Annotated in this window: 20 protein-coding genes, 1 pseudogene and 1 other annotated feature; of the genes and pseudogenes, 14 read left to right on the top strand and 7 right to left on the bottom strand. The window is 29.1% G+C overall.

Going from position 1 to position 22,271, the window contains the following annotated elements; all coding sequences use genetic code 11:
• Positions 1-205 precede the first annotated feature (205 nt).
• The gene (locus ABDZ93_RS07305; protein ID WP_343825071.1) at positions 206-739 is read left to right on the top strand and encodes an LptM family lipoprotein; all 534 of its coding nucleotides are present in this window, start codon (positions 206-208) and stop codon (positions 737-739) included.
• Positions 740-823: 84 nt separating this feature from the next.
• Here the strand turns inward: ABDZ93_RS07305 and rluF are convergent, their stop codons facing one another.
• Positions 824-1,549 carry a 23S rRNA pseudouridine(2604) synthase RluF gene (gene rluF, locus ABDZ93_RS07300; protein WP_343825069.1) on the bottom strand — a complete coding sequence of 242 codons (726 nt, stop codon included), beginning with the start codon at positions 1,547-1,549 and terminating at the stop codon, positions 824-826.
• 209 nt (positions 1,550-1,758) lie between these two features.
• The gene (locus tag ABDZ93_RS07295) at positions 1,759-2,331 is read right to left on the bottom strand and encodes a hypothetical protein (RefSeq protein ID WP_343825067.1); all 573 of its coding nucleotides are present in this window, start codon (positions 2,329-2,331) and stop codon (positions 1,759-1,761) included.
• Positions 2,332-2,553: 222 nt separating this feature from the next.
• Between ABDZ93_RS07295 and ABDZ93_RS07290 the strand changes: the two genes are divergently transcribed.
• A complete protein-coding gene (locus tag ABDZ93_RS07290) occupies positions 2,554-4,113 on the top strand; it encodes a hypothetical protein (protein ID WP_343825066.1) in 1,560 nt (519 codons plus the stop codon).
• 117 nt (positions 4,114-4,230) lie between these two features.
• Positions 4,231-5,796: a hypothetical protein gene (locus tag ABDZ93_RS07285; RefSeq protein ID WP_343825065.1), complete on the top strand. Its 1,566-nt coding sequence runs from the start codon at positions 4,231-4,233 to the stop codon at positions 5,794-5,796.
• A 144-nt stretch (positions 5,797-5,940) separates the two neighbouring features.
• Here ABDZ93_RS07285 and cls read toward each other — a convergent pair whose 3' ends face one another.
• Entirely contained in the window at positions 5,941-7,395 is a 1,455-nt protein-coding gene (cls, locus tag ABDZ93_RS07280; RefSeq protein WP_343825063.1) for a cardiolipin synthase, read from the bottom strand.
• A 200-nt stretch (positions 7,396-7,595) separates the two neighbouring features.
• On the opposite strand from cls, the gene ABDZ93_RS07275 reads away from it, so the two are divergent.
• Entirely contained in the window at positions 7,596-8,471 is an 876-nt protein-coding gene (locus ABDZ93_RS07275) for a YitT family protein (RefSeq protein ID WP_343825061.1), read from the top strand.
• Between the two features lie 96 nt (positions 8,472-8,567).
• Complete coding sequence (locus tag ABDZ93_RS07270; protein WP_343825059.1) at positions 8,568-10,061, top strand: leucyl aminopeptidase; 1,494 nt, start codon at positions 8,568-8,570, stop codon at positions 10,059-10,061.
• Positions 10,062-10,112: 51 nt separating this feature from the next.
• Here ABDZ93_RS07270 and ABDZ93_RS07265 read toward each other — a convergent pair whose 3' ends face one another.
• Positions 10,113-10,298: a hypothetical protein gene (locus tag ABDZ93_RS07265; protein ID WP_343825057.1), complete on the bottom strand. Its 186-nt coding sequence runs from the start codon at positions 10,296-10,298 to the stop codon at positions 10,113-10,115.
• Positions 10,299-10,376: 78 nt separating this feature from the next.
• The gene (locus tag ABDZ93_RS07260; RefSeq protein ID WP_343825055.1) at positions 10,377-10,580 is read right to left on the bottom strand and encodes a hypothetical protein; all 204 of its coding nucleotides are present in this window, start codon (positions 10,578-10,580) and stop codon (positions 10,377-10,379) included.
• 171 nt (positions 10,581-10,751) lie between these two features.
• On the opposite strand from ABDZ93_RS07260, the gene ABDZ93_RS07255 reads away from it, so the two are divergent.
• Together ABDZ93_RS07255 and ABDZ93_RS07250 are read left to right on the top strand one after the other, a co-directional pair.
• Positions 10,752-11,327, top strand: a complete 576-nt coding sequence (locus tag ABDZ93_RS07255) for a nucleoside recognition domain-containing protein (RefSeq protein WP_343825054.1) — start codon at positions 10,752-10,754, stop codon at positions 11,325-11,327.
• A gap of 14 nt (positions 11,328-11,341) precedes the next feature.
• Positions 11,342-11,875, top strand: a complete 534-nt coding sequence (locus tag ABDZ93_RS07250) for a spore maturation protein (RefSeq protein ID WP_343825051.1) — start codon at positions 11,342-11,344, stop codon at positions 11,873-11,875.
• A gap of 69 nt (positions 11,876-11,944) precedes the next feature.
• On the opposite strand, the gene ABDZ93_RS07245 is transcribed toward ABDZ93_RS07250, so the two are convergent.
• Complete coding sequence (locus ABDZ93_RS07245; protein WP_343825049.1) at positions 11,945-13,330, bottom strand: MATE family efflux transporter; 1,386 nt, start codon at positions 13,328-13,330, stop codon at positions 11,945-11,947.
• 426 nt (positions 13,331-13,756) lie between these two features.
• Positions 13,757-14,006 (top strand) — a binding site (T-box leader).
• Positions 14,007-14,257: 251 nt separating this feature from the next.
• On the opposite strand from ABDZ93_RS07245, the gene metG reads away from it, so the two are divergent.
• Together metG and ABDZ93_RS07235 are read left to right on the top strand one after the other, a co-directional pair.
• The gene (gene metG / locus ABDZ93_RS07240; RefSeq protein WP_343825047.1) at positions 14,258-16,192 is read left to right on the top strand and encodes a methionine--tRNA ligase; all 1,935 of its coding nucleotides are present in this window, start codon (positions 14,258-14,260) and stop codon (positions 16,190-16,192) included.
• A 78-nt stretch (positions 16,193-16,270) separates the two neighbouring features.
• On the top strand, positions 16,271-16,519 hold the full coding sequence (locus ABDZ93_RS07235; RefSeq protein WP_343825046.1) for a TIGR04076 family protein: 249 nt from the start codon (positions 16,271-16,273) through the stop codon (positions 16,517-16,519).
• A gap of 20 nt (positions 16,520-16,539) precedes the next feature.
• Here ABDZ93_RS07235 and ABDZ93_RS07230 read toward each other — a convergent pair whose 3' ends face one another.
• Complete coding sequence (locus ABDZ93_RS07230) at positions 16,540-17,307, bottom strand: histidinol phosphate phosphatase (RefSeq protein ID WP_343825044.1); 768 nt, start codon at positions 17,305-17,307, stop codon at positions 16,540-16,542.
• 287 nt (positions 17,308-17,594) lie between these two features.
• Here ABDZ93_RS07230 and ABDZ93_RS07225 point away from each other — a divergent pair, with 287 nt between their 5' ends.
• From ABDZ93_RS07225 to ABDZ93_RS07205, 5 genes and pseudogenes are all read left to right on the top strand, one after another.
• The gene (locus ABDZ93_RS07225) at positions 17,595-18,359 is read left to right on the top strand and encodes a TatD family hydrolase (protein ID WP_343825042.1); all 765 of its coding nucleotides are present in this window, start codon (positions 17,595-17,597) and stop codon (positions 18,357-18,359) included.
• Between the two features lie 319 nt (positions 18,360-18,678).
• The gene (locus ABDZ93_RS07220; RefSeq protein WP_343825040.1) at positions 18,679-19,704 is read left to right on the top strand and encodes a resuscitation-promoting factor; all 1,026 of its coding nucleotides are present in this window, start codon (positions 18,679-18,681) and stop codon (positions 19,702-19,704) included.
• A 163-nt stretch (positions 19,705-19,867) separates the two neighbouring features.
• Positions 19,868-20,410: a ribonuclease M5 gene (gene rnmV, locus ABDZ93_RS07215; RefSeq protein WP_343825038.1), complete on the top strand. Its 543-nt coding sequence runs from the start codon at positions 19,868-19,870 to the stop codon at positions 20,408-20,410.
• Position 20,411: 1 nt separating this feature from the next.
• Positions 20,412-21,254 (top strand): 16S rRNA (adenine(1518)-N(6)/adenine(1519)-N(6))-dimethyltransferase RsmA, encoded by an 843-nt coding sequence (gene rsmA / locus ABDZ93_RS07210; protein WP_343825036.1) that lies wholly within the window; start codon positions 20,412-20,414, stop codon positions 21,252-21,254.
• 216 nt (positions 21,255-21,470) lie between these two features.
• Positions 21,471-22,271 (top strand): annotated as a pseudogene (locus tag ABDZ93_RS07205) (hypothetical protein); the annotation flags it as partial.

Genomic DNA, 22,271 nt, shown 5'->3' with positions numbered 1-22,271 from the left:
TAACAATGTATGTTAATAAAAATTTATGTAGAAATATAGTATTGAAAATATTACAAAATATGATATAATTTTATATGTATTTACAAAGAGTTAAAATACTCTAAATATTTTATATTAGTTATGTAAATGTATACAAAGACCAATAGACCATTCTGTATATCATTTATTAAGTATTAATTTTATTAGAAAATGTGGAGGATTTAAAATGAAAAGAATAATTGCATTAGTATTAACAGCAACTATAGGTTTAGCGCTAGTAGGTTGCGGATCAAAACCTAATAATTCAGATGATTCAACAGCTAAAACTACTGAGCAAGCGTCTACTGAAAAAGAAAGTACAGAATTAACAGAAGTTACTTACGAGAGTTTTGAATCACTATTAAACAGTTTTGCTAACAAAGAGTATTACTATAATGAATTAAACACTTTAAAATTACTTTCTGATGAAGATGAAGCTGCATACACAAAAAAAGCAGAAGAAGAGCTTGATAAAGTACTAGCTGATAAGAAAATAGACAAATCTAAGGCAAAGATATATCAATATTATAGAAATGCAAATGGAAAAAAAGATCAAGTTGCATATGTAATTACTTATGGAGATAACAATACTGCAGAGAAGATATATGAAGTTTATTCAGATGTATCTGATGATTATGAAATAACTTTTAAAGAAGTGAAAGAAAATAGTGACATAATGGCAAATAAACAATTTGCAGAATTATTTAAAGGTGAATTTTAATTTAAATAGAAAATAAAAAAAGAAGGAGATAAAAATGATTATCTCTCTTCTTTTTTATTTACCTTTATTTGCGTTAAGTTAACTTTATATGGTACCTATTGAATCTTTAGTAAGATTAATGATTGTAGATATTTCTTCAGAACTTAAATAGCGCCATTTTCCAGTAGCAAGATTACTTAAGGACACATTCATAATTCTAATACGTTTAAGGCTAGTTACTTTGAAGCCTAAGTATTCGCACATTCTTCTAATTTGTCTATTTAGTCCTTGGGTTAAAATTATATTAAAAGTACATTTACCAATTTTTCTAACTTTACATTTCTTTGTCACAGTACCTAGTATAGGAATTCCATTTTCCATTGCATTAATAAATTCTCTTGTAATAGGCTTATCAATAGAAACAACATATTCTTTTTCATGGTTATTTCCTGCACGTAATATTTTATTTACCATGTCTCCGTCGTTAGTTAGAAATATTAATCCCTCAGAAGGTTTATCAAGACGTCCTATAGGAAATATTCTTTCGGGATAGTTAATAAAGTCAATTATATTTCCCTTAACATGAGTTTCCGATGTGCATGTAATTCCTACAGGTTTATTAAGAGCTATATACACTTTATTTGACTTAGGTTTAATAGTTTTTCCATCAACTACTACAGTATCAGTAGGACTAACTCTTGTTCCAAGGGTAGCTAAAACACCATTTATATATACATTACCAGATTCAATAAACTTATCAGCTTCTCTTCTAGAACAAATCCCGCTTTCGCTTATGTACTTATTAAGTCTAAGTAAGTTTTCATTATCCATATAGTTATATCACCACCTAGCATAAGACTTAATGAATGTTAGTTATTATATAATTACTTACATTCACTTTAAATTTATTGTATAATTACAGCATAATATCAATGTTATTAGTATTATACAATATAATGGATATTATATAAATAAAATTTTAGAGGATATAAATGCTTCAATAAAACAAAAAACATTATATAAATAGTAAGTATAATATATTAATCAATAATAAGAGCATTATCATTTCTATTAACTATAACTTTATAATTAAATTTTGAAGCATATTTCTTAAAGTTATCAAAATTAAGAGGCTCTCTTTTATTATCCTTAGTTATATATATAACTATACTTCCAGGTGAATACTCATCGCATTGAGGAATTAATTCTTCTTTTAATGCAGAATCAAGTAAAAGATTTAAACCTAAATTTAATTCATTTCCTTTTAGTGAACTTAAACTTTCTAATCCTATAGTAGATCCACTAGAATCTGTAATTCTAACTATCTTATTTCTGTTTATACCTATTTTGATATTTGAATCTAAAGAAAGTATTATATTAGCTCTAGGTGAAAAGAAAATGAAATATATACAACTTAATACCAATACACAAATAGATATTAGTATTATAAATACTTTTATAAGGTTTGACCTATCTACGTATATAGTACCTTCATAAATGTTGCCTTTAATAGGAGCTTTATCATTTCGTTCTAAGGTAACAAATTCTTTGTTATTTGTTACTACATAAACTTTATCATCATCAAAGTTAATTACTTTACCAGATTTTCGCATATAAATACCTTCCATTAACTAATTAAATTTATTTACAATATAAGCTTATTTTACAATATAATTTTAAAATATTAAAGCAAAAGTGATTAATATTATATTATAATATTATATAATATTTAGGGAAAATATGTTTGAATATTCAGTATATAGAGAGTATAATTTATACTAATGGATAAAATAAAGGAAATTAATGTTTTCTTATAACCTTGGGGGAGGGGTAATATGAATAAAAAAAGGATGTTATTTATAAGTACAATAATTGTATTTTTAATAATACTAATTGGTAATTTTTTTAATAATTACAATTTACTAAAACAACCACCATCCGAAAAATGGAGTAAAGAAGTAAAAATAGGAAGTGGGTTAGGAAAGAATACACCATTAATTATAAAAGAAGAAAATCGGTTACTTGTAGCATATGAAGATACTAAAAAGATTAAAATATGTGAAACAGATTTAAATGGTAAAGAAATAAAGACTACAGAGTATGCTGTGGAAGAAGAATTACTTAAGAATTTAATGTTTACTAAAACGGATAATGGATATGCATTGATTTATAACTCATCTAAATCAAGTATAGATTATTTAGAAAGGCTAGTTCTAGATGAGGGATTAAATTTGGTAAAAAAAGAAACAGAAGAAGAAATTACATTTACTGAGCAAATTGATAGTGAAAATATAGTTTTAGCCTATAAAGATAAAATTAAGGTAGTAAACACAGTATCAAATGAGAATGTAGAAATTCCAGTAGAAAATTTACGTATGATTACTGCCAATAAGAGTAAAGATGGTCTTTTAGTATGTTACTTAGAGGGGGAGCAATTATTTAAAGCATTTACAGTTAAAGATGGAAAGGCATCAGAACCATTTCTTATTAAAAAGATAATTAAGGCTGATAAAATTACTTATGGTGAAATGTCATTGTCTTCAGATGGAGAAAATGGATATTTACTTATTGAACAATATGTTAGAAATGAATACTCTTCCACGGAAGTAATGCAGTTTCCTATAAATGGAGGAGAAGGACAGATTAGTACGCTTGTAGTTGATAAATCAAAATACATTGTAAATACTAAAGGATCATACTCAGAAAATGGTGCAAAATTTTATGCAACTATGGGAGTAGCTTTTGGTAAAAAGGAATTTCAAAAGGCTATAGTTTCTTTCGAAATTAAAAATGGTGAAGTTTCAAATGTAGAGAAGCTAACTAGACTAAGAGAATTATGTATTCATCCATATAATGATAAAGATTATATAGCATTCCTTAGCTTTGAAAAGGAAGGGCTATATAATGTCAATATAGCATCTAGTAATGCGGAGTTCAAGGATGCCAATAATGGACCTCGTAGGGATGAAATGGTAAGCTCTCTTGGATATGTATTAGAAGGCTTCATGTTTAGTATATCCTATATTGTAATAATAGGATTTAGATGGATAATTCCTGCTTTAGTTTTAACGGGAATAGTATCTTTTTTTGATTACAAATTTGACGATAAAAAGAAGCGGTATATGTATATTATATTAGCAGCTATTACTGTAATAATAAAAACATATACTATAAATAAAATTTTTTATATGCAATATTCACATATGTTACCTACGATTTTAGCATCAACATTCGTAGGCATATTGATAAGCTTTTTAATTGGACTAGTTGCATATGCATATGGATATTTTGTATATATAGATGACCTTGAAAGTATATTTCTAGGTAAGTTTAGTATATTCATGTTAATTGACGCATTGCTTACATTAATGGTATTTGTACCACTTATAATATAATAAATACAGTTTAATTAGTACTTAAAAAAGAGAATATTTCCTATAATTAATTGAAATAATTTCTTAAGTTTATACAAAATATATCCAAGCTATATAGGGATTTAAGGAGATGGATAAATGAAAAGGAAAAAAATCATTTTATTTTCTCTTATTATAGTGACGTGTATATTGATACTGATTGGAAGCTATAAGGAGAACTATAACTTAGAAATACAACCACCATCTAAAACATGGAGCAAGGAAGTAAGTATAGGAACTGCAACAACGAAAAATGCTCCAGTAATTTTGAAAGACGAGAATAGAATAATTGTAGCATATGAAAATAATAAAAATCTTAATATTGTTGCGACAAATACTATAGGAGAAGTTTTACAAACTAAAGAATATGAAGTAAATGAAGAATTAATTAACAATGTATTACTTACTAAAAGTGTAGATGGGTATATATTGATGCTTAACTCTATAGTAGATGAAGAAGGATACTTATTAAAAATATATGTGGATAAGGATTTAAATGAGGTTAACAGAGAAAATATTAAAGGGATAAAAAGTACGTATCAATTAGATAATAACAATATAATAGTTGCCTACAATGATAGACTAGAGCTAATAAATACATTAGAAGATAACGCTGTATCTATTCCAGCAAAGACTATAGACATGCTTTCAGCATGTAAGAATAAAGAAGGATTTTTAATATGTTATATGGAAGATAACTCATTTATTAAGGCATTTACTTTTAATGAAGACAAGGTTTCAGAACCTATACTAGTGAAAGAAATAGCTAAAAATAATAGAGTTACTTATAAGAATATGTCATGTTCTTCAGATGGAGAAAATGGCTATACAATGTTTGAGCAATATGTAAAAGGTGAACTTCACTCTTGTAGGTTATTTGAATTTCCAATAACTGGAGGTGAGGTTAAGGAAAGTAAACCAAGAATTAATGAATCAAATGAACTAATAAATGCTATAGGAACTTACTCTGATGAAGAAGGTGGGAAATTTTATACTATAATAGACAATTATTATGGAAAGAAAGAATCAAGAAGAGGAATAGCATCTTTTGTTGTAAAGGATGGTAAAATAAATAAGGTTGAGCCAGTTACAAGAACAAGAGGAGTGTGCATTAATCCTTATATAAATGAGAATTATATAAGTTACTTAAGTTTTAGAGATGAAGATTTATATGATGTTGTGATAGCATCAACAGATGAAGAATTTAAAGCTGTAAATAATTTGCCAAGAGATTCGGAGAAAAAAAGTGCTATTACTTATACCGTTGAGGGGCTGATGAATAGCTTTGCGTATATAATAATTGTTGGATTCCCATGGATAGCTATAGGCTTAGTTTTAAGTGGAGTGGTTACATTTTTAGATTATAAGCTATCTCATAAAAAAAAGAAGATTGCATATTTAATAGTAGCGGCACTAACAACTTGTGTAAAGAACTTTATTATAATAAAAATGTTCTATGTGAAATATGCATATATGTTGCCATCTGCTATAGCTCCTGTTTATATTGGTGTCATCATATGTACATTAATAGCAGTTATAACATATAGCTATGGATACTATAGTTATACAAGTGAGTTTGAAGGTATATTTATATCAAAATTTGCTTTAAGTTTATTAATTGATGCATTATTAACTTTAATGATATATGCTCCACTAATAGTATAAAAAATTTAAACCGTCATATCTATTTTAAGCTTTTAGCAGTTATAGATATGACGGTTTATTTAATAATTATATTTGTATTAATTTATAATCATAATATTTTATTACACTCACTAAAAGGGTCTACATATTAACTAAAATATCTGTTTATAGCATAGGAGATAGTAGTCTAGATATAGCTTCCTTGAATTTAATTAGTAGAGATCTGTTAGCGTAATGTTCAGATGTAAGTAAAGTGCTTTGCAATATATCTGCTTCAAAGGCTTTATCAACCTCTGAAGTAGTTCTTGTGCTATATATTATGGCGTTAACTTCAAAGTTTAGATTAAAACTACGTATATCCATGTTAGCAGTTCCTATAGTGCACATTTTTCCATCTATCGATACCATTTTGCTATGAATGAATCCATTGTCATAGGTGTAGCATTTAGCACCACATTCTACAAGTTCCCAAATATAAGACTTAGATGCCCAATAAATAAATGGATGATCTGGCTTGCAAGGTATTATAATTTTAACATCTACTCCAGATAGGCATGCTATTTTAAGAGCTGTTAAGATACTTTCATCTGGAATAAAATATGGAGTTTCGATATAAATGGAATTTTCAGCTTTGTTTATTAGTTTAAGGTAAGTATTTCTTATACTACACCACTCAGAATCTGGACCACTAGAAATTATTTGAACAGCAGTATTATCTATATATTGTTTTCTAGGAAAATATTTTTCTTCCATAAAAAAGTCTTTTTTGCTTGCAAAACGCCAATCCATTAAAAATCTTACTTCTAAATAATTTACAGAGTCACCTTGAAGGTGAAGATGAGTATCTCTCCAAAAACCAAATTTTTTAGATAATCCTAAATATTCATCTCCTACATTTAAACCTCCTACAAAACCATGTTCTCCATCTACAACACATATTTTTCTATGATTTCTATAGTTTATTCTCACATTTATATAGGGTATAAAAGGTGGAAAGAAGCAATATACTTCTCCTCCAGCTTTTATCAATGGATCAAAAAAGTGCTTTTTATTATGAATACAGCCCATACCATCGTAAAGTAGTTTAACTTCAATGCCTTCCTTCACTTTTTCAACTAAAAGATTTAGTATTTCAGTGCCCAAATTATCATCATTAAAGATATAGTATTGAATATGAATAAAATTTTTCGCATTCTTTATAGAATCTATCATGATAGGAAATTTTTCGTTTCCATTATTAAGAATATCTACTTTATTATTAGTAGTAACAATAAAGTTATCACTATATAGATTTAAATTTATTACATCATGATATTCTTTTAATAGAGAGTTATTATTTACTATAGTTTTGTCGCTGAGAAGGCGCTTCTGTTCTTCAGAGAATTGCATAAGAACAGACTCTTCTTCCTTTTTTAAAACAAAGAACTTTTTACGACGAAGATTTTGACCAAAGAATAAATACATTATGAAACCAATAAATGGTATGAATAACATTATCATAAGCCACGTCCAAGTATTACTAGTATTTCTTTTTTCAAATATAATTACAATTATGGCAAAAGCAATATTTACTACAAATATAAGGTTTATAATATTTAGAAAAACAGTATAATTATCCATAAAAACTCCTCATTATAATATAATAATTAAATTTTAGCATAACATATAAAAAATACATATAAAAAACTCTAAAAACTATATAATTATTATAATAATAAAAGTATAATTGAAATTAGTGTTTGCAACATGTACAAATCTATGCTATAAAACTAATGTAACATAAATAATATAGTATAGCATAAAATAAGTGGGAGGACAAAATGAAGGATTTTTTTAACAAAAGCGAACTAAAAAATTATCTAATAATAATGATTGGTATAACAATACTGGCTATAGGAATAAATGTATATTATTCACCACAGCATTTAGTTACCGGAGGGATATCAGGGTTAGCTATCATATTAGATTATGTATTTAGCATTCCATTATGGCTAACTAATGTAATTGTAAACATACCACTATTTATAGTTGGAATAAAAATAAAAGGGATGGATTTTGCAAAAAAATCTATATTTGGAGCAGCTTATGTATCTGTTGCCCTTTGGTATACTAGTTTTATTCCACCAGTTCAATCTGACTTATTGATATCAAGCGTATTTGGAGGTCTTTTTATAGGTACTGGAGTTGGCTTAGTATTAAGGTCATCTGCATCAACAGGAGGTACAGATTTACTTGCAATAATTATAAAACACTATTTAAATAAAGTACCTATAAATCAAATAATGATGTGTATAGATGGAATGATAATATTGGTAGGTTTATTTGTTTTTGGAGTAGAAAAGGCCATGTATGCATTAATATCTATCTTTATAGTTTCTAAAGTAGTAAATACCTTAGTAGAGGGAGTAAACTACTCTAAAGAAGTACATATAATCTCGGAAAAATCAAATGAAATAGCACAAGAATTAATGAGACATTTAAATAGAGGAATAACTAGCATAAATGGTAAGGGCGTGTATACTGGAAAAAGTAAAGATATATTGTATATTGTATGCTCTACAGAAGAATTAATTGAGCTTCAAAGAATTGTAAAAGAAGTAGATAAGGAAGCTTTTATAATAATAAATGATGTGAGAGAAGTCGTAGGTAGGGGATTTACGCAACCACAATATGATGAATATAAAGAAGAAAAATAGGATATTTTAGAAGGATTTAGAAACCAAGTATAGAAACTATTTAAGTATAGAATGTATAACCAGATATATTCAGTGCTGAAAGGATAGGTGATTAATATGAATATAAAAGTGGAGAACTTAAAAAATGTTCAATCACATAATAATTCCAGGGGTATATTCTTATTTGAAGATTATATGGAGTTACAACAAGGATTTCCATGTGATAAATTAAATAATATCCTTAGTTGCTTAAGTGAAAACAAAGAGTTTATTGGCAAAAAAGGAGATGCATATACATTAACTAGTGTAGAAGCTGGATCTGTACAAAAAACTATACTTGTAGGTCTTGGTGAAAAGGAAAAGTGTAATGTAGATAATGTTAGAAATAATACTTCTAAACTAATTAAGGAGACTATTAAACAAAGAATAAAAGTTCTAGATTTACATGTAAAATCTATGGATTGTTGTTGTAACTATGAAAAGGTTAAGGCTATAACTGAATCCATAATAATGACTACTTATAATTTTGATAAATATAAAAGTGATAAAAAAGAAGTACCACTGGAAGAAGTAAGAATTATATTCCATGAGGAACAAGATTTAGCTAAGTTAAATGAAGCTGTAGGAGAAGGAAAACTACTTGCAGAAGGAAATTTAATATCGAGGGAGCTTGTAAATGAGCCTGCTAACATTTTAACTCCAGATGCATTATCTAGAAAAGTTCAGCAGTTAGGTCTTGAGTATGGATTCCAAGTTGAAATATATAATAAAGAAGAAATTGAGAACTTGGGTATGGAGTCATTCTTATCTGTAGGAAAAGGTTCTTCAAATGAGCCTAAGTTAATAGTCATGAGATACATGGCTGATACTGATAATAAAGATAATATATTAGGACTTGTAGGTAAAGGATTAACCTTTGATGCAGGTGGATATTGCCTAAAAACTCCAGGTAGTATGTGGACTATGAAGAGTGATATGGGTGGAGCAGGGGCTGTTATTGGTGCCATGTCTACCATAGCAAGGAAAGGATTAAAGAAAAACATTGTAGCTGTAGTGGCTGCTTGTGAGAATTTAATTTCAGGAGATGCATATAGACCTGGAGATATAATTAACACTATGAATGGTAAAACCATAGAAATTATAAATACAGATGCTGAAGGTAGATTAACTCTAGTAGATGCAGTTACTTATATAATAAGAAAAGAGAATGCAACTAAGGTAGTTGATATAGCTACTCTTACTGGTGCTGTAGGTGGTGCTATAGGAAGTGCAGCTACAGGAGTTGTAACTAATGATGATGAATTCTATTCACTTTTAGAGGAAGCATCTTTAGGGTGTGATGAAAGAGTTTGGAGATTCCCAACCTTTGATGAATATAAAGAAAAAATAAAAACTGGTAATGCAGACTTAGTTAATTCAACTGGCCCTGTAGGAGCAGGTGCAATTACAGCAGGGTTATTTATTGGTGAATTCGTAGAAGATAAGCCATGGTTACACCTTGATATTGCAGCTACAGCTTTTGCATCACAAACACCAAATAGAGAATATTTCTCAAAAGGTGCAACAGGAGTAGGGTCAAGATTATTATATGAAATTGCTAAAAGATATTAGTAAACATAAAAAACCTGTGTAAACACAGGTTTTTTTTATGTAAATATTTAATTATAAGATACCCTCATTTTTAAGAACAGATTCAATTTCTTGGACTTTCTTAGCAAGAGAAATAAAGTTTTCTTTTATCATATCCTCAGATGCAGAATTAAACTTAATATTTTCTTCTAACTTTTCAATAGTAGAAAGTGCTTCATCAATTTCTTTTTGTGCTTGCATTAAATTAGTTTCATTCATAAAAAATCTCCTTTAATTGTTTAATTTAATCTATACATTAAATGTTATCATTGAGAAGATTTAAATTCAACTATAAATTTATTGAAATGAGTTATAGGAGTTAGCATAAGACTTATCAATTTTGCTACTATGAAGGGAATATACTTCTCCATTAACTAAATCAACAACTTCCACAAGACCGGAATTATCATAAACTTTTCTAATGAATAACTCTCTATTGTTATAATAACCAGTAGCTCCAGGGTTTTGATTTTTCATTTCTATTACTTCATTTAAATCCATAATGTACCTCCTAATATGATTTTTAATAGTTTTCCCTAAATTAACAGTTTTTATGCCAAAGAAGGTAAAGATAAGAATTTTCTATAAAATAAAAAAGCTAAATATTATTTGGAACAAGCACATATACATTACATATAAATATATATTTATTTAAGATATGGGAGAGTTTATATGATAAATGTAATATGGTTCGGAATTTTATTTATAGGTATAGCTTTTGGTTTGATTACAGGAGATGGAGAGCTTTTATCTAAAACTATAGTATCAACTACATCAGATACAGTTAAGCTTATCATAGAGCTATTAGGAATGATGTGCCTTTGGTGTGGGGTAATGAAAATTGCGGAGAGAAGTGGACTTACAGACAAATTAGCCAGATTGTTAAAACCTATTCTCAGAATAATATTTAAAGAAGCAGGAAAAGATGATAAGGCTTTAGGAGCTATAGTTATGAATCTTACAGCTAATATGTTTGGATTATCTAATGCAGCGACCCCTTTTGGTATAAGAGCTATGGAGGAAATGGATAGGATAAATGGTCATAAAGATGTAGCAAGCAACGATATGGTACTATTTCTAGTGTTAAATGCAGCATGTATTCAGTTTGTACCAACTACGGTTGTTTCTATTAGAGCTGCATTTAATTCTGGAAATCCAGGTTCAATAATCCTTCCAGCACTATGTACCACAACCTTTGCATCTATACTTGGAATTATTCTATGCAAGTTTTTACAAAGGTACTTTTAAAGGAGGGATATATCATGGAAAATATATTTAATTATTTATTAAAGGGGATAATTCCAATAATTATAGGTTCTGTTGTACTATATGGTATTATTGCTAAGGTAAAAGTATATGAATGTTTTGTAGAAGGTGCTAAGGAAGGAATAAATGTATGTGTAAGGATTTTCCCTTATCTTTTAGCTATGCTTATAGCAGTAAATTGCTTTAGAGCTTCAGGGGCAATGAATTATGTTATAAACTTGATAAAGCCAGCTGTTAATGTGGTAGGTATACCTCCAGAAATTGTTCCATTAATATTTATAAAACCATTGTCAGGGAGTGGAGCGATTGGAGTTTTCACCGATATAGTAAAAAACTATGGACCGGATTCTTTCTTAGGATTTTTATCATCCATAATAATGGGTGGTACAGAAACTATATTTTATACTATCACTGTGTATTTTGGAGCTATAGGCATAAAGAAGGTAAGACACAGTTTATGGGTAGCTTTAATAGTTGATTTTTGTGCAGTACTCCTAGCAGTTAATTTAGCTGTAATGTTAATGAGATAAACAAAACTGCCTAATAAAGTATGCTAATGTTCTTTATTAGGCAGTTTTAATATATAGATTATTAATATTTTAGTCTAGATTTGATATGTGACTATTTATGGGCTTTAGCTTCTTTACATAGAACACATAAAGAAGAAGTCCATCTATAGACCATTGAATAAGACATATAATCCAGAATACTGTTATTGATGTACCTAGTAGATAAATGAATATGAATACTAGTGGAAGTCTTATAAACCAAGAGGTTATGAAGGCTATAATAAATGGAGTTTTAGTATCACCATAACCTTTGAAAATTCCGCCTACTATCATTGACAGTGCCATGGCAGGTTGTTCTGCAGCAGCTATCATTAAACAAGTGGCTCCAAGAGAAATAACTTCAGTATTACTACTATCTATAAACATTTTAATAAGTTGCACTGGGAATAGTAAGAATAGTAATGTAAAAATACCCATTACACCTATCCCTAAAATCATAGCCGTACGACCATATTCTCTGGCTTTTTTATAGTCACCTTCACCAACTTTATTTCCAACTAGGGTTGTAGCAGCAACAGCAAATCCCCATCCAGGCATAAAAGAAATAGATTCTAAGGTCAAAGTGATTTGGTTAGCAGCAAAGGCGATGGTGCCAAGATGCATAATCATCATACTTGTAAAAAGTCTAGCTAAGCTATAGGCAGCTTCTTGCATTCCAGCAGGTATAGATAAAGCAGTAATATTTTTTATTCTAGCACCACTGAATTTCTTTAAGTATTTAAATTCAATTTTTATTAGAGATTTTTTATAGGTATATATAGCTGAATAAATAAATCCTGATATATTAGCTATAGTTGTAGCAATGGCAGCACCTTTAACTCCAAGCTCTGGGAAACCAAGCAAACCAAAGATTAATATAGTATCTAATGAAAGGTTAACTACAAGCATAACAATAGAAACAATCATTGGAGTTTTAGTATTTCCATAGGATCTATTAACGGCATTTAACATACTAGATAACATATTAAATGGTAGTCCAATACATACAATGTTTATATAAGTAGTACCTAATCCTATTATGCTTGGCTCAGCACCAGCAAGGACTAATAATTTTTTGCTAAATAAAAAGATAAATAGTGTAGTAGCCATACTTACTAAGAAACCTAAAGAAAATCCTAAAGTTGCATATTCATTAGCCTTATCTAGTTCTTTAGCACCGTATCTTCTTGCTACAATAGAAGTAATTCCAACAGATAAGCTTTGAGCAACTAAAATATTAGTAAATGTATAAATGACTTCACTGGACATTCCTACAGTACTAACTGCAATGTCTCCTCCATATTGCCCTATTAACATAGTATCAACAGTCCATATCATGGTATACAATAACATTTCTATTACAGCTGGTAAGGATAATTTAAGTACATCCTTTACCGTAGATTTATTTAAATAAAGGTTCTTTTTTAATAGTTCCATATATAATTGCCTCCTTTTTAAAAAATCCCTTTTAATTATTTAAAGATAATATAAGAAAATTGTGGTACACATATAATAATAATTCATATTTGAGAAAAAAAATAGATGTATTAAAAATAAATAAGGTATAGAAATTCATGAAAGTGAATTAATAACTATATAAATATATTCTTATATAAATATTTGTATAGGAAACTTTTTAACTATATAAATATATAACTATTTAAATAGTTGTTCTGATCATGCGGGTTTCAGGCTATTACATATTTTAACGTTGAGATTAAAGGTATGTTAAAAGGCAGATTATTAATAATTATATTGCTAGTATTTATTAATAAATTAATAAGCTTAATTAATTTATATTTATATTAATTATACCGTTGACATAAAATAATTATAGTATTATCATATTAATTAATATTGATATTTAATGCGAAGAAAAGAAGAGTACTAAATGAAATTTTCTAAAGAGAGCTAGGATAGGTGAAAGCTAGCGAAAAAGAAGTTTAGGAACATGGTCTTGGAGCAGATTTTCTGAAGTGTAAGCACCAAGGAAAATAGGGAAGTCCCCCTTATAGGACAAAGTAATAAAAGCTAAAGCTGGAGTTACTTATGAAGGTATCTACTGTGAAGTAGATATAAATTAGAGTGGTAACGCGTATATAACGTCTCTATGTGGAAAATTTCTGCATAGAGATTTTTTTATCCGATGACTATCCGCTCTAATACTCCCATCTTCTTCAAAGTGGGAGTAAAGAATGGCTACGACCTGGATAACGATTTCTAAGCTAGTAATAGCTAATTATATAGGATGTAACAAAGAGTTTCATCATCATAAGAGTGGGTATAATATATAATGAAAATTATAATATAAAACATACTAAATTATATCCAATAAAAAATATGAATATCTTGGGAGGAAGAAAGATGACAAATAAACCATTTTATATTACTACACCAATATACTATCCATCAGCTAATCTTCATATAGGAAATACCTATACAACTGTGGCAGCTGATGCTATAGCAAGATTTAAAAGATTTACAGGTCATGAAGTAATGTTTTTAACAGGAACAGATGAACATGGTCAAAAACTTCAAAGAATAGCAGAAGAAAAGGGTGTTAAGCCAATAGAATACATAGATGAAATAGTAGCTGGAATTAAAGATCTTTGGAAAATTATGGATATTAGTTATGATAAATTTATTAGAACTACTGATGATTATCATAAAAGTTCTGTACAAAAAATATTTAATCAACTTTATGAGCAAGGAGATATATATAAAGGCTCTTATGAAGGTTGGTATTGTACACCTTGTGAAGCTTTCTGGACAGAGACTCAAGCGGTAGATGGAAAGTGCCCAGACTGTGGTAGACCAGTAGAAAAGGCAAAAGAAGAAGCATATTTCTTCAAAATGTCTAAATATGCAGATAGACTTTTAGAGTATATAGAATCTCATCCAGATTTTATACAACCAGAATCAAGAAAAAATGAAATGGTAAATAACTTCTTAAAACCAGGATTACAAGATTTATGCGTATCTAGAACATCTTTCGATTGGGGAATACCAGTTGAATTTGATAATGGTCATGTAATCTACGTTTGGATAGATGCCCTTTCAAACTATATAACTGCATTAGGTTATAATCAAGAAGATACTGAGCTTTATAAGAAGTTCTGGCCAGCAGATGTACATCTAATAGGAAAAGATATATTAAGATTCCATACTATATATTGGCCAATCATGTTAATGGCATTAGGATTAGAGTTACCAAAACAAATATTTGGTCATGGATGGCTTTTAGTTGATGGTGGTAAAATGTCTAAATCTAAAGGAAATGTAGTAGATCCAGTGATACTTGTAGATCACTTTGGAGTAGATGCTGTAAGATACTATTTGTTACATGAAATACCTTTTGGTTCTGATGGGCTTTTCAACAATGAAATATTCATAAAGAAAACTAATTCAGACTTAGCTAATGACCTTGGAAATTTAGTTTCAAGAACTGTAACTATGGTAGAGAAATATTTTGGAGGAGTAATTCCAGCTCCAGAAGTTAAGGATGCTATTGATGAAGAGTTAATTTCCGTTGCATTAGAAGTACCTAAGAAGGTTGAAGAAGATATAGAGCATTTAAGAGTTTCTGATGCATTAGATCATATATGGACATTAATTAGAAGAACTAATAAGTACATCGATGAGACAACTCCTTGGATATTAGGTAAGGATGAAAACTTAAAAGGAAGACTTGCTACAGTTCTTTATAACTTATGTGAGAGTTTAAGAATAATATCTTCTTTAACTTCAGCATTTTTACCAACAACAAGTACTAAAATAAATGAGCAATTAAGCATTTCTAATTCTACATGGGAAAGCTTAACTTCTTTTGATGGTACTGTTGCAGGAACTAATGTTAATAAGGGAGCTGTAATATTCCCAAGAATAGATGTAGAAGCTAAAATAAAAGAACTTGAAGAAATTGCTGAATCAGCTAAAAAGGCAGCTCAAAAGAAAGAAATAACTCCAATCAAGGAAGAAATAACTATAGATGATTTTGAAAAAATAGACCTTAGAGTAGTTAAAGTTTTAGAATGTGAACCAGTTAAAAAGGCTAAGAAACTTTTAAAATTTAAAGTAGACATGGGTGGAGAGATTCGTCAAGTTATATCAGGTATTGCAATGCACTGCAAGCCAGAAGATTTAATTGGAAAAAATGTAGTTTTAGTTGCTAATCTTAAACCAGTAACTTTAAGAGGAGAAATATCTCAAGGTATGATCCTTTCTGCGGCTACAGATGATGACTCAAAACTATGCGTAGTAGATCCAGGTGACATTGAATCAGGTTCAATAGTACGTTAATAAAAAAGTTGCATCCTTTGGATGTAGCTTTTTTTATTGTATAATTAAAGGTAAATATATACTATTAAGGAGAATTATATGGGAAAGGTAAGAATAACGGTTTTAGAAAGTAAGTGTAGGTGTGGATATCATAAAAAAGGAGACATATATGAAGTGGAAGATATTTGTCCTCCGCTTTGTCATGAGCTATGGCAAAATATTTATCCAAGTGTATATACTTTGCTTAATGGAGGGGATTTAGATTTTGGGGATGAACGCAGAAAGGAGTTTAAGCTTTCATGTCCTGATGGAGGAAGAGTAAAGGTTAAGGGAGAAGTCATAGAGTAAAAAATAGAAAGCCCGAACAATTAGAAGAGTTCAGGTTTTCTGTTTTTAAAATATACGGGCTTAACATTACATAATCCACATAATAAAAGAGCTTCTTTAAAGTTATTATTAATAGAAATAGGGGTATGGGAGTCAGAACCTATAGTTACATATTTTCCACCTAATTCACTATATCTGCTATATATTTTTCTTAGATTATCAAAGGCTACTTTGCTTTTTATTCTACGAGTATTTATTTCCATAGCAGTGTTAGTATCAATACAAACTTTAATAACGCCATCTATTAAATCTCTATATTTATCATAATAAATTTCACTATCACTTACAGGAGCATATCTAGATATAAAATCTATATGACCTAAAGTATCTATGTATGGATGAGCTTTTATACATTTGCAAATCTCTTGAAAATAGTTATTTAATACTTCACTATAGGATAAACCATCATAAATATATTGGTATTCAATATCAATATTGTTTATTGTGTGCTGAGAACCTATAACTTGGTCAAAGTCATAAGACTTTATAAGTTTTTCATTATCTTTTCTATAATCTACAGACATTCCAATTTCTATACCAAGTAATAAATTATCATTTTTATATTTTCCATATTCTTCAAAGTATTCATCTACATTAAAGTGAAATCCAACTTCCTTAGGATAATTTAAATCCATGTGGTCAGTAATAACTAATCCAATGTTGTGCTTATTTGCTGTGTTAATAGCATCAGTGAGCTTCATATTAGAATCAGTAGAAAAATAAGTATGAATATGATTATCAAAAATCATAAAATTACCCCCTCTATATTAAAAGACGAACTTTTAATAGTATAAATATAACTATATAATTATAGCATAATCTGGACTATATAAGTTTTAATAAAGTTTTGGTATCTTACTGAGTTTTGTCTTTAAAAAATAGAAAATAGACATTTTTAAATAAGGGATATCTATATATAAAAATCATTTTAAGATATAATATATATCAAATGAAAATTGGCTTTAGAGGTAGTCAGGTATAAGATAAAATAATAACGCACTATAGATAAGATTAAATTTATGAAAGTAGGGATAATATGATATTTGATTCACACGCACATTATGATGATGAACAATTTGATAATGACAGAGATATTGTTTTAGAAGAGATTAAAGATAAAGGTGTTATAGGAGTAATAAATTGTGGTTCTAGCTTGAAGGGTCTTGAAATGTCTGTAAAGTTAGCTGAAGACTATGATTTCATTTATGCAGCTGCAGGAATTCATCCTGAGAATGCTGATGAATTTACTGATGAAGTTAAAGAGAGAATAAATAGCTTAGCTATGGATAATAAGATAGTTGCAATAGGAGAAATAGGATTAGATTATTATTGGGAGGAAAATCCACCAAGAGAGGTACAAAAAAGGGTTTTTAGGGAGCAGATGAGTATAGCTAAAGAGTTTGGGTTACCTGTAATAATTCATGATAGAGATGCCCATGGAGATACTCTAGAAATACTGAAGGAGTTTCCTGAGGTAATAGGTGTAGTTCACTGCTTTTCAGGAAGTGTAGAATTCTCTAAGGAATGTTTAAAATTAGGATATTATATAGGGGTTACTGGAGTAGTTACTTTTAAGAATTCTAAGGTTATAAAAGAAGTTGTAAAAGAATTGCCTCTAGATAAATTATTAGTAGAAACTGATTGTCCATATATGGCTCCAACACCAAATAGAGGAAAGCGAAATCAGTCAAGTTATATAAAGTTTATTATTGAGGAAATAGCTATTATTAAAGGTATGAATAGAAAACAAATTGAAGAAATTACAATTTTTAACACAAAAAACTTGTTTAATCTAAAGTAATGAGGTATAATTTGAAATATAAATTTTGAAATATAGTTCTTGATATATTAAATTATAGATATAAATTTTGTTGGTTTTTAAGTCAAATGTATATAAAGAATAAATGAACTTGTTTTTGCATATGTATAGTATAAACCTGTACTTATCACCCCGAAAAGACTGAAACTATAACACAAAAAAGCTATTATTTTAATTACTATTTATTATGCATAGTATGCATTAAGTTCAGTCAATTCAATGATTAGAGTGCTAAATTTGACATAACTAAGGTATCTAATATATAATAGCAAAGTACTCTTGTCTGAGGGAGGTAATCTTTATGATGATTAAATTCAAAGATAAATTGAAAAGCAATTTTTCAATTTGGCCAAAGACGGTGTTCGTTGTTGTGTTAATTCTATTAAGTGCTGCAGTTACTATTTGGGGGTTAAGGAATACCGTCGAAGTAGTAGTTGATGGTCAGAAAGTAGAAATAACTACACTATCCAAAAATTTAAAAACTGTATTAGATAACAACGGCATAACAGTTGCTCAGAAGGATAAAATTTCTGTGGAACTAGACAGCGAAGTTAATGATGGTGACATAATTTATATCAATAAGGCAGTAGATGTAGAAATAATCGTAGATGGAAAAAACTTATCAATAGCATCAGCAGAGAAAACAGTAAAAGATATGTTAGAAGCTGAAAATATTAAAATAAGTCAAGAGGACAAGATAACTCCATCTATAGATGAAAACTTACAAGCAGGTATGACTGTTGAAGTTACAAGGGTAGAGAAGGAACTATTAAAAGAAGTTCAACCAATAGCTTTTGAAACTGAAACAAGAAAAAACTCTGAACTTAACCAAGGTGTAGAAGAAGTAGTTCAAGATGGTTCTAATGGTGAAAGAACTATCACAACAGAGGTTGTGTATGAAAATGGTAAAGAGGTTAATAGAAGAGTTGTAAAAGAGGCTGTAAGTAAAAATCCTATAAATAAGATAATAGATATAGGAACCTTAGCTGTTGTAAGACCATCACGTGGTAGTAATGGTCAAGACTTTGCATATTCAAGCATGATATCTTGTATGTCAACTGCTTATACTTCCGATAGGGGAGATTCAGGTACTGTAACAGCAACAGGTACAACTGTTAGACGTAATCCAGATGGATACAGCACTGTAGCTGTAGATCCAAGAGTAATTCCGTTAGGAACAAAACTTTATATCGAAGGATATGGACTTGCCATTGCAGAAGATACAGGGGGAGCCATAGTAGGTAATAAAGTTGATGTATATGTTAACAGCTATGATGAAGCTGTTAACTGGGGAAGAAGACAGGTTAACGTTTATATTTTAAAATAGGAGCAAATGCTCCTATTTTTTCTTTTATGTAAATTTGTATAAAACTAAATATGCTATGATATAATTACATTGTGAAATGTAAAAACACATATAAATATATATATAAATTTTATATTAAAGTTACATAATATTTTATATAGCATAATGCAGGACGGAGGCTTTTATGATTAAGGAAGTAATTGTGGTAGAGGGACGAGATGATGTAACAGCTGTAAAAAGAGCTGTTGATGCCGAGGTAATATCAGTTAGTGGATTTGGTATAAATAGTAAGGTCATTGAAAGAATAAAAGAGGCTAATAAGAGACAGGGAGTAATAGTTTTAACAGACCCTGATTTTGCTGGAGAAAAAATAAGAAGAATTATTGCTAAAAGAGTTCCTAATATTAAACATGCTTATATAACTCAAAGCGAAGGAAGAAAAGGTGATAACATAGGAGTAGAGAATGCTTCACCAGAAACTATTATCAAGGCTTTAAATGGAGCAAAGTGTGAACTTAAAGAACCTAGACATGAGTTTACAATACAAGATATGCACTTTTTTAAATTGACATCAGATAAAGATGCTAAAAAAAGAAGAGATGCTATAGGCAGAGAATTGGGAATAGGATATAGCAACACAAATCAACTATTAACTAGATTAAACAATTATGGTATATCTAAGGATGAATTTGTAGAAGCTATGAAGAAGGTAGATAAGGAGATTTAGTATGGACAAATTAAATACAAAAGAATTAGTTGAAAAGTATAATTTTAAGTTTACTAAAAGTTTAGGACAAAATTTTTTAACTGACTACACAGTGCTTGAGGATATTGTAGATGGTGCGAATATAACTGAGGATGACTATGTAATAGAGATAGGTCCAGGGGTTGGTACTTTAACTAAGGAGTTACTTAAAAGAGCTAAAAGGGTTACTAGTATAGAGTTAGATTCTAGACTAATACCTATTTTAGAATCAGAATTATCTAGTTATGAGAATTTTAGTTTAATAAATAAAGATGCGCTAAAGGTAAATTATAGAGAACTAATAGGTGATGAGAAAAGTGTAAAGGTAGTAGCTAATTTGCCATATTACGTAACTACACCTATAATAGCAAATTTATTGAATGATAATTTAAATATAAAATCTATAACTATTATGATTCAAAAGGAAGTTGCAGAGAGAATTAATGGAGAACCAAGCACTAAAGAATATGGTGCATTTACTCTACTTGCACAATATTATTGTAATACAAAAATTATAAGGAATGTACCTCCAAGTTGCTTTATCCCATCGCCTAAAGTAGATTCTATAGTTATTAGACTAGATAAATTAGATAAGCCTAGAGTTGAAGTGAAGGATGAAAAACTTTTCTTTAATATAATAAGACAGTCTTTTAATATGAGAAGAAAAACTCTATGGAATAGTATGAAGGCTATAGGGTTATCTAAGGACCTCCAAGAAAAAGCTTTTGAAGATGCAGATATTAATCCAACTAGAAGAGGTGAAACTCTAACAATAGAAGAGTTTGCCACTTTAGCAAATAAGATATACGAGATTCGTCGTAAATAGACGAATCTTTTTTATTTTAAAAAGAGGCGTTCGCTAACAATAATATTAAAGTACATACTCAACATTTTATATAGGATTAGTGATATATTTTGTGAAATCCCCTAATAATTAAGGAAGAAATTGATTCTTAATAAAAAATAAATACAGAATATCCTTCATTTTTTATGCATAATAGTCATATATTATAATGTATAAATAAAAATGGAGGTAAAGAGTATGCTGTCTAGAAAAAGCTATAATAGATTTTTTATAATATTACAAGAAGATCAAAAAGGATATGGACTAGATTCTAACAAAACACCTTCAGGCTACGCTAAGTTGGAGACAAGAAATGATAAAGCGAAAGCCTCATTTTATGTTCAAAATCTTAAAAAGCAAAAGGGCCCATACTTTATGATTTTAATAGTTCAAGGCAACGATGGTAAAGAACTAATAAATCTTGGTCGAATCAATATAGATGATGGCGGAAAGGCTGATGTTAGCAATGAATATGATGCTAATAATTTAACAAATACAAACATAGGTATGGACAAGGTGCAAGGAGCAGCTATTGGTAGAATAAATGCAGATAAAGTTATGCCTGTAATGGTAGGATTTACTGGAGGAGAAGAACTTAAAAACTGGCAAAACTATCCTCTAGCCAAGAGTGATAGTAATGCTACAAAAGAAAAGAATGGTATGCCTACACCGATTAAAGAAGCTCAAAAGTCATATAATGAAAATATAAATAAAGTACTGCCTCAAATTCAAAATACAAATTTAGGTCAGCAACAAAGCAATAATGGGGCCATACAAAATAATATTATTAATACCCAAAAGCAAACAGGTATATCTAAAAACGTAGGAATTGGAACTACTGTTAATGAAGCTGGCAATCCTATGGGTAGTATAAATCCTAGTATGAGTGACGTGAATAGTAATATGGGAAATTTAAATACACCTAATCCTATGAACATTAATAATCCAGCACCAGGAACTACTGTTAATGAAGCTGGCAATCCTATGGGTAGTATAAAT

This window comes from Clostridium subterminale (assembly GCF_039521425.1).
Taxonomy (GTDB): domain Bacteria; phylum Bacillota; class Clostridia; order Clostridiales; family Clostridiaceae; genus Clostridium_J; species Clostridium_J subterminale.
Note: the sequence above shows the minus strand (reverse complement) of the source record. Positions and strands in the feature narration are given on the sequence as shown.

Coding starts and splice junctions, on each gene's coding strand:
- ABDZ93_RS07305 (WP_343825071.1), top strand. CDS start 206: ATGAAAAGAATAATTGCATTAGTATTAACAGCAACTATAGGTTTAGCG.
- rluF (WP_343825069.1), bottom strand. CDS start 1,549: ATGGATAATGAAAACTTACTTAGACTTAATAAGTACATAAGCGAAAGC.
- ABDZ93_RS07295 (WP_343825067.1), bottom strand. CDS start 2,331: ATGCGAAAATCTGGTAAAGTAATTAACTTTGATGATGATAAAGTTTAT.
- ABDZ93_RS07290 (WP_343825066.1), top strand. CDS start 2,554: ATGAATAAAAAAAGGATGTTATTTATAAGTACAATAATTGTATTTTTA.
- ABDZ93_RS07285 (WP_343825065.1), top strand. CDS start 4,231: ATGAAAAGGAAAAAAATCATTTTATTTTCTCTTATTATAGTGACGTGT.
- cls (WP_343825063.1), bottom strand. CDS start 7,395: ATGGATAATTATACTGTTTTTCTAAATATTATAAACCTTATATTTGTA.
- ABDZ93_RS07275 (WP_343825061.1), top strand. CDS start 7,596: ATGAAGGATTTTTTTAACAAAAGCGAACTAAAAAATTATCTAATAATA.
- ABDZ93_RS07270 (WP_343825059.1), top strand. CDS start 8,568: ATGAATATAAAAGTGGAGAACTTAAAAAATGTTCAATCACATAATAAT.
- ABDZ93_RS07265 (WP_343825057.1), bottom strand. CDS start 10,298: ATGAATGAAACTAATTTAATGCAAGCACAAAAAGAAATTGATGAAGCA.
- ABDZ93_RS07260 (WP_343825055.1), bottom strand. CDS start 10,580: ATGGATTTAAATGAAGTAATAGAAATGAAAAATCAAAACCCTGGAGCT.
- ABDZ93_RS07255 (WP_343825054.1), top strand. CDS start 10,752: ATGATAAATGTAATATGGTTCGGAATTTTATTTATAGGTATAGCTTTT.
- ABDZ93_RS07250 (WP_343825051.1), top strand. CDS start 11,342: ATGGAAAATATATTTAATTATTTATTAAAGGGGATAATTCCAATAATT.
- ABDZ93_RS07245 (WP_343825049.1), bottom strand. CDS start 13,330: ATGGAACTATTAAAAAAGAACCTTTATTTAAATAAATCTACGGTAAAG.
- metG (WP_343825047.1), top strand. CDS start 14,258: ATGACAAATAAACCATTTTATATTACTACACCAATATACTATCCATCA.
- ABDZ93_RS07235 (WP_343825046.1), top strand. CDS start 16,271: ATGGGAAAGGTAAGAATAACGGTTTTAGAAAGTAAGTGTAGGTGTGGA.
- ABDZ93_RS07230 (WP_343825044.1), bottom strand. CDS start 17,307: ATGATTTTTGATAATCATATTCATACTTATTTTTCTACTGATTCTAAT.
- ABDZ93_RS07225 (WP_343825042.1), top strand. CDS start 17,595: ATGATATTTGATTCACACGCACATTATGATGATGAACAATTTGATAAT.
- ABDZ93_RS07220 (WP_343825040.1), top strand. CDS start 18,679: ATGATGATTAAATTCAAAGATAAATTGAAAAGCAATTTTTCAATTTGG.
- rnmV (WP_343825038.1), top strand. CDS start 19,868: ATGATTAAGGAAGTAATTGTGGTAGAGGGACGAGATGATGTAACAGCT.
- rsmA (WP_343825036.1), top strand. CDS start 20,412: ATGGACAAATTAAATACAAAAGAATTAGTTGAAAAGTATAATTTTAAG.